Consider the following 6,622-nt stretch of genomic DNA (forward strand, 5'->3'; position numbering starts at 1 on the left):
GCAAGGCCCAGGCCGCAGCCGATTGGATGCATGCCCAGCAGCCCCAGGCCGAGGAGATGGCGGCGTGAAACAGGTTCGCAAAAATGGCGCTGGAATTCACATTAGCGCTGGACTGTCAGGATATGTGGCGGACCTTGGTGCTGCCTTGATCATGGCCGACCTCGGTATTGCGCATCATCCGCGACCCGACCATGCCGCCTATATTGCCTCGTGGCTTAGGGTCCTCAAGGCCGACGCTCGCGCGATCTTCACCTTGGCGAGCAAAGCGCAGGCCGCAGCAGATTGGATGCATGCTCGGCAACCCCAGGACGAGAAGCTGGCGGCATGAGAGGACTTGCAGTGCTGTCGCAACGCCGCTGCAACGTCATCAGTTGCAGGTCGATGCTCTGCCGGCTCGCGTGCTTCGGAAGATTTCGATGGCCTCCTTGATGACGTAGATGCCGATCGCGGCACCGACTGCGAGGTCGAAGTATCGACTACCGGTCAGCAGTACAGCGATCCCCGACAGGATCACGGCGATATTGGCGACCACGTCCGCACGTGTGAAGATCCATGTGGCCTGGAGGTGGGCCTCGTCGCGGCGCTGTGTGCTGAGCAGCCACAGTATGGTCGCGTTGATTGCAAGAGCCACACTCGACACGCCGATCATCCAGCTGGCCTCTGGCTGCTCACCCGCAACGAGCCGGCGCATCACATCGATGACGACGCCGATGCCAAGTAAGAGCAGCAAAGTGCCGCTCAGGATGGCGGCGTTGGACTTGAACCCGGCGCCCTTGTTCACGGCGGACAGGGCAATGGCGTAGGCCGAAGCATCGGCCAGCATGTCGAGGCCGTCGGCGATCAACCCCGTTGAGTGTACACGAAGCCCCGCGATCGTTTCGACGACGAACATCGCGCCGTTCAGGACAAGTGCGATCCACAGCACTTGTCGCTGTGCTCGGGTCTCCGCCTCTGTTGGGCCACATCCGCAGTCTGCCATGCGCTCAGCATAGGAGCCTGGGCCCAAGGGGCAAGTTTTCCGGCCAGCGCCAGCCAGGCAGCCAGATTTGTTTGCGTGCGGCCCATCAGCTTTTCCTGAAGTCGGCCTGCGCGAGGATTTCCTTGGCAAGGCTTGTCGACGGCACGCCGATATCCGGCGTTCGTCGAAGCAGCGCTGCCAGCTTGTCCTCCGCACTTCGTGCGCGGTGCAAGAGCGTCAGGTTCACGCTCGCGAGCTCCCTTCGCTCGTCGCTGTGTCGGCGGGCATCAGCCCTGAGGCGCGACAGTTCGGCTTCGAGCTCGTCGAGCCGGGTCGCCAGATCGCGAACCGGCGTGTCGGACCCCGCCGCCGCCTCGATTTCGTCGAGGATCTCACGATGCGTTGCATAGAGCGGATTTCGGCTTCGCCCGGCTTCGCGGGCAACCGCAGCCGGCGTGATCCGGACAGCCCGGCCTGCATGGTCGGGGTGGCGTCCTTCGCCGCGCACCAGCCTTGCCAGCGCCGCCCGGTAGCTCCTTGCCGCGGATTGCCCGCGTGAGCCTGCGTCATCCTTGCTCATCGCCATCTCCGATTTGCGCAAGCACTCGCTCGCATTGACCGATTGCCTCATTGAGTACCGCCGCCGTCATGGGATTGGCGCCCGGCAGCAGCGCTGCATTGCGTGCCCGGCGATCCCGCCAGTAGCCCCGGTGTTTTGTCTCGATCACCATGTTCGCGCACGCGAGGCACACCGCTGGCGCACGTCCAGCCTCGTCGGGCTCCAGTTCGCCGCCGCAGCGCGAGGTCTCCTGCTGGAACACGCACCAGCCATAATCGCAGGCATGGATCCTGAGGTCGGTTTCTTCGAGGATGAACGCCACGTAGTCCCGTCGTACCTGCTCGCCGGCACGGCCGCGGAATCGGGCGTTCCCGGCGACGATGCGCTCGCCCATCTTCCCGCCGAGGCGTTTGGCGGCGAGCAGGCGATCCAGCGCTGAAGCCGTCTCCGCCCGGGCTTCGTGGTTCACCAGTTCGTGCAGATCGAAGTCGCTGCCGACATAACCACGCGCCGTCATCGCCACCGAGGCATGCTTGAAGTGCTCGGCAAGGCCGAGGAGTTGCGTGCGGTCCCGCCGAGCGATGAACCGGGCGAAGGTCTTGCGGAACTGATGCGTGCTGAACGACCATGGCTTACCTTCGTGCGGCGGCAAGCCGACGTGACGCGCAAAGTCGTTGATCCGCCACCCAATGTGCATGTGGGTGACCGGCACGATTTCGCCGTACTGCGTATTTTTCACCAGGAACAGTTCGTCGCGCCCCGAGATTGCGCGCAAGGGTGCGCTCAGCCTTTCCAGCAGACCGACTGCACGAACGACCGGTGCCGGCGCCACCCAACGTTCGAGCCGGCCATCGGGGTCATCGACTGTCTTGAACAGACGCGCTGCGACATACGCCTGTTTCACCCCGCTTTCGCCAACCTGATGGTATTCGACCGCGCCGACTTTCATCGACAGGATCTCGCTGACCCTCATGCCAACGAACCCTGCGATCACAATGTAGCATGCCTCGACGAGATGGACGGCCGCTGCCCTCACGGCATATGCGCCGTCGAGGGGGCCGCCGAGCGGGCAGGTCCAGCCAGCTGCCTGGAGGGCCCTGCGCACGTAATGAGATGCAAGCCGCTTCTGACCACGCGACAGTCCTTCTGCATGGGCTTCGCGCCGCAGCGCTTCGGCGCGCACGATCGTGTCGCCATGATCCTCGATCCACCGCAAAGCCTCGTTCAGGATTGCGATGGCGACCGGATCGGGGATGAACGGGATGGCCCCGGCGCCGGCTCGCGTCACGCCTGCCGCCTCATAGGTGGTTTCGAGGGGGAGTGGATCGACAAGCGGCGCATCTTCGAGCTTGGCGCGCTGGCGGTAGAGATCCTTCACTACGAGCAGGTAGTTTGCGATGGTTCGCGAGTTGAGCTTGCCGTTACCGCGCGACGATTCCCGGTTGCGCAGCCATACGCACAGGCGCTCGATGACAGATGGATCGATTTCGGCGAACCGCGCATAGCCTTCACACGCCATCCATCCGATCAGCGCTCGCAGATTCATGGCCCGTGACTGGATCGACGCTGCTGCCGCTCGTTTACGTCCCGCTGGTGGATCGGTTCGCATCGACCACAGGAACTGCTTCGCTGCGCGGATCAGCCGGACATGGTCGCGAGCGCTGATGCGGGAGTTTTCTGGTGGCGGCACCGTCCAACTGAACCGGTTCTGGTCCGCGCGGCGACCCGCAGTGCGGATATCGAGGCGCCACTCATCGTCCCCGAACCGACTCCAAGGCGAGAGTGGGTCACACTCCCATGTCGCTGTTGGGATGTGAGGGCGCGGGCGAACAGTCATTCGATCGGCGGCAGCTGAGGCAGCGGTGCCGTTGATGCCCGATCGAGCATGCTTTGCGGGAACCTGGGCAAGATATCGCGATCGAGGATTACCAGCTTGGGCGCGTATAGCTGCTGCCAGCGCTGTGGCGCCATGCCGGCCCTTGCCGCGCCGAGTGCCGCCCGTGTCGCAAGCAGCCTGATCAGCACATCTTCGTCGAGCGGGATAGCCGCGTTCGGGCAGGTAAAGCAGCCGAGCCAGGCCGTGCATACCACGCCTGCTCGTTGCCCCTCGGCAACCCCGGCCAACGGATCACGGCAGGTAAAGCCGCCTGCGGTCGCGTTGCGCAAATTATGAGCAGGTTCCATTTCGGGCTGCCGCTTGTTCTTGCTGCGAACCGATTGGACGAACCGCGCCTGCAACCCGCCGATCGCCATGGCCTGAGCTTTCCGGACCCGAGGCCGGTCAACATAGCGCTGCGTGGTGTCTGGCGACGCGTGGTTTGCAAGTGCCTGGGTCTTGAGGATGTCGTGGCCAAGGCGCTCATGCGCCAGCGTCAGGCCCGAAGCGCGCAACGCACCCAGCGTCAACTTGAGTACCTTCCCGTTGTCGTCACGCAGACGGTGACGTCGAACGAACCGCCGGGTCAGCGACGATGCCAGATAATCGGGGATGACGCCGATTACGCGTGAGACGCGTACACCTCCTACAAGGAACAGCCGTTCGCGATCCCGCTTCGGAGCATGCGGCACCAGCCTTTCAGTCAGGGTGAGAACCTGCTCGATGAGGGTAGGCACCGAGAAGCTCTTGTCTCTCAGGAAGCTGCGCCGTTGCTCGCGGCCGGCACGGCCCTTGTGCCAGCTGACGAGCACCCGCCCATCGAGCAGCAAATGCTCACTCATGCAGTCCCGGCGCATCATCCGAAGCGCTTCGGTGTTGGCGTAAGTCTGGGCGCCGATCGCGATCATGTAGGCGACGATCGTTTCCGGCACCGCGAACAAACAGGAGGAGATTGCGCCGATCCCACCGTGCCGGACGATTGCAAAATGGAGCGGCCACATCCCCGCACCCTTGCGTAGCATGTCGTTGACCTTTGGAGGCACCCCGGCGAATCGGTCCACGATTACGGCCAGCAGGACGCCTATATCGTCGAGACTGAGCCTCTTGAGATCCTTTTCGGCTGCGATGGCTTCGCGATCGACCCGAGCCAGCGCGGCTTGACCCTCCTGGAACGATGCCCAGGCCACCTCGATTTCTGAGCGCGCTGCGGCGAGAACGCGCTCCATTTCAGGGCGGCTCAATGCTTCGCGCTGGCGGGCTTCGGCATTTTTCCGGGGGAAGGGATTGAACGGGATGTCGAGTTGAGGATCAATGAGGTCGGGTCGATTTCGTTGAAGCCAGGCCAAGTGCTGTTTGATGATCGACCAGACCGAGTAGCGCGTGCCCTTGCTCCATGGTTTGGCTTCGAGCGAGATGATAAATGCCCTCAGCATTGCGGTGCTGATGTCACGGGTGGCCGCCACAGCAGTGTCGAACTCGGCAACGAACTCGAACCACTCCTTGAGTCGGCGGAACGCATTGTAGCGGGTAATCTGGGACTTGTCGGCGTAATGGTGCCTGAAGGCGAGAGCCCACTCCGCCGCCAGAATCGGTCGAACGGCAAAGACCGAGAAGTCGAACGACCACCCCAACTTCCCGTCAGCGCCCACGATGTTGATGAGCAGCGCGCCAGGATTGCCGATCATTGGTTCGGGTGCAGTCGCAACCCGATAGTCTTTTTGCCGCCGCGCCATTTAAAGCAACGCCGCATAGAGATCGTCGACCGACGCTTCGATAACCGAGAGATCGGTTTCGACAACGCGCAGGTAGACCGCCGTGGTTGCGAGATCGGCGTGGCCGAGCAGCACCTGCAGCGTCAGCAGCGGATTAAGCTCGGGATTGGTCTGGGCTTCGCGCTGCAGGAACCGCAGCATGGCGGCGGCGAAGGTATGCCGCAGCGCGTGGAACGTTGCCGTTACTCCCGCTGCTTCAGCGGCGGCCGTGAACATCGCGCCGACTCTGCGCGGTTTCATCGGCTGCCCCCGGCCGGTCAGGAACAGGGCATCGGGATCGCGACCAGCTCGTCTCACCGAAGTGCGACGGACCAGGACAGTCCGTTCCTCCCGGACATAGGCTCGGGTGCGGTCGACAAGTGGGGCCGGGGGATAGATTATCCGCGAACGCCCGCCCTTGGTTTCGTCGATCTGCACTGGGATCATCGGCTCGCCGCCCGATCTCTTCAGGTGGCGTAAAGTCAGGCCCGCCACTTCCATGCGGCGGATGCCGGTTGTCACAGCCCACTCGACGATCAGCCGGTCGCGTACCGACATCCCGGCCAAGATGCGCCGGATCGCTTCAGGCGCGAGCGGGCGCGGCAACATGGGTACGTGCCGTACGGTCAACTCGTTGGCCACGGTTCGGCCACCGCTGGCATCGATGTGGGCCAAGAAGCCTCGCGGGCGGCTGCGCGACAGCGCGATTTCCTGGCTCGCGAACGGGACCTGAGGCATCAGTCCATTCGCAACGCTCCACCGGTAGAACCGGCCTATCGTTCTTAGGCGGCCGTTTATCGTGCTGCGCGCCAGCGGCCTGCCGGTGTCGTCGCGAGGCTGCAGCATCTGGTCGCGATAGGCGGCCAGTTCGCTTGGACCGACATCGTTCCATTCCCAGCCATTGGCCTCGAGCGTTTGCCACCAGTCGTAGAGCGCCTCTCCGTAGGTCCGCCAGGTCTGCGGACTACGCGTTCTGCCGCGCACCAGCGCGACATGCATCAACCATGCGCAGGCCGGCTCGATGAGCCGCATCCCCCCATCAAGCAGGATGGGAACATTCTCTACCGATGACCCGTCGGGCCGGAATGCCGGTGTCGAGAACAACAGCTGCGCCATACCCACTCCACGATTGCGACCGGACAGGGAGGGCCCTCGGGCCCTCCCTGTCCGGAAGAGAAGAGGGGGCCAGGAATAAGTGTCCTGCTGGATTGGCAGAAGAGGACAGAAAGGACACGCTATGGATGGAACCTACCACGAACTGTCGCACTGGACCGGCCATGCGAGCCGCTTGGGTCGCGATCTCAAGAACCGTTTCGGTACGGCTGCCTATGCCGCCGAGGAACTGGTCGCCTTATCTGGACAGTCTGCACCGCGCCTGACGCACCATTGATCGGTATGCTTCAGCGCAACGCAGGGGGGCATCAGGCCGGATGAAGCGCTATCCATAAGCTGGCGTAATCCGGCCTGATGACCACCGT

The 6,622-nt window shown here is 63.5% G+C and carries 5 protein-coding genes and 2 pseudogenes; 2 read left to right on the plus strand and 5 right to left on the minus strand.

What is annotated here, in order from left to right:
* Positions 1 to 124 precede the first annotated feature (124 nt).
* Positions 125 to 328 (plus strand): annotated as a pseudogene (locus tag EH199_RS23995) (zincin-like metallopeptidase domain-containing protein); the annotation flags it as partial.
* A gap of 39 nt (positions 329 to 367) precedes the next feature.
* Here the strand turns inward: EH199_RS23995 and EH199_RS24000 are convergent.
* The 5 genes from EH199_RS24000 to EH199_RS24025 all read right to left on the minus strand — a co-directional run bounded on the left by EH199_RS24000 (position 368) and on the right by EH199_RS24025 (position 6,260).
* Positions 368 to 925 carry a cation transporter gene (locus EH199_RS24000; RefSeq protein WP_223806913.1) on the minus strand — a complete coding sequence of 186 codons (558 nt, stop codon included), beginning with the start codon at positions 923 to 925 and terminating at the stop codon, positions 368 to 370.
* 139 nt (positions 926 to 1,064) lie between these two features.
* Positions 1,065 to 1,538: a hypothetical protein gene (locus tag EH199_RS24005; RefSeq protein WP_124811537.1), complete on the minus strand. Its 474-nt coding sequence runs from the start codon at positions 1,536 to 1,538 to the stop codon at positions 1,065 to 1,067.
* Positions 1,525 to 3,063 carry a hypothetical protein gene (locus EH199_RS24895; RefSeq protein WP_223806914.1) on the minus strand — a complete coding sequence of 513 codons (1,539 nt, stop codon included), beginning with the start codon at positions 3,061 to 3,063 and terminating at the stop codon, positions 1,525 to 1,527. The genes EH199_RS24005 and EH199_RS24895 overlap by 14 nt, the downstream gene beginning before the upstream one ends.
* A gap of 287 nt (positions 3,064 to 3,350) precedes the next feature.
* Positions 3,351 to 5,078 (minus strand): site-specific integrase, encoded by a 1,728-nt coding sequence (locus EH199_RS24020; RefSeq protein WP_223806915.1) that lies wholly within the window; start codon positions 5,076 to 5,078, stop codon positions 3,351 to 3,353.
* 48 nt (positions 5,079 to 5,126) lie between these two features.
* Positions 5,127 to 6,260, minus strand: coding sequence for a tyrosine-type recombinase/integrase (locus EH199_RS24025; RefSeq protein WP_124811539.1), 1,134 nt, complete (start codon positions 6,258 to 6,260; stop codon positions 5,127 to 5,129).
* Positions 6,261 to 6,396: 136 nt separating this feature from the next.
* Between EH199_RS24025 and EH199_RS24565 the strand changes: the two are divergent.
* Positions 6,397 to 6,534, plus strand: a pseudogene (locus tag EH199_RS24565) (zincin-like metallopeptidase domain-containing protein); the annotation flags it as partial.
* Positions 6,535 to 6,622: the final 88 nt, after the last annotated feature.

The sequence above is a fragment of the Novosphingobium sp. LASN5T genome (genome assembly GCF_003856955.1).
Lineage (GTDB): Bacteria > Pseudomonadota > Alphaproteobacteria > Sphingomonadales > Sphingomonadaceae > Novosphingobium.

Coding starts and splice junctions, on each gene's coding strand:
- EH199_RS24005 (WP_124811537.1), bottom strand. CDS start 1,538: ATGAGCAAGGATGACGCAGGCTCACGCGGGCAATCCGCGGCAAGGAGC.
- EH199_RS24895 (WP_223806914.1), bottom strand. CDS start 3,063: ATGAATCTGCGAGCGCTGATCGGATGGATGGCGTGTGAAGGCTATGCG.
- EH199_RS24020 (WP_223806915.1), bottom strand. CDS start 5,078: ATGATCGGCAATCCTGGCGCGCTGCTCATCAACATCGTGGGCGCTGAC.
- EH199_RS24025 (WP_124811539.1), bottom strand. CDS start 6,260: ATGGCGCAGCTGTTGTTCTCGACACCGGCATTCCGGCCCGACGGGTCA.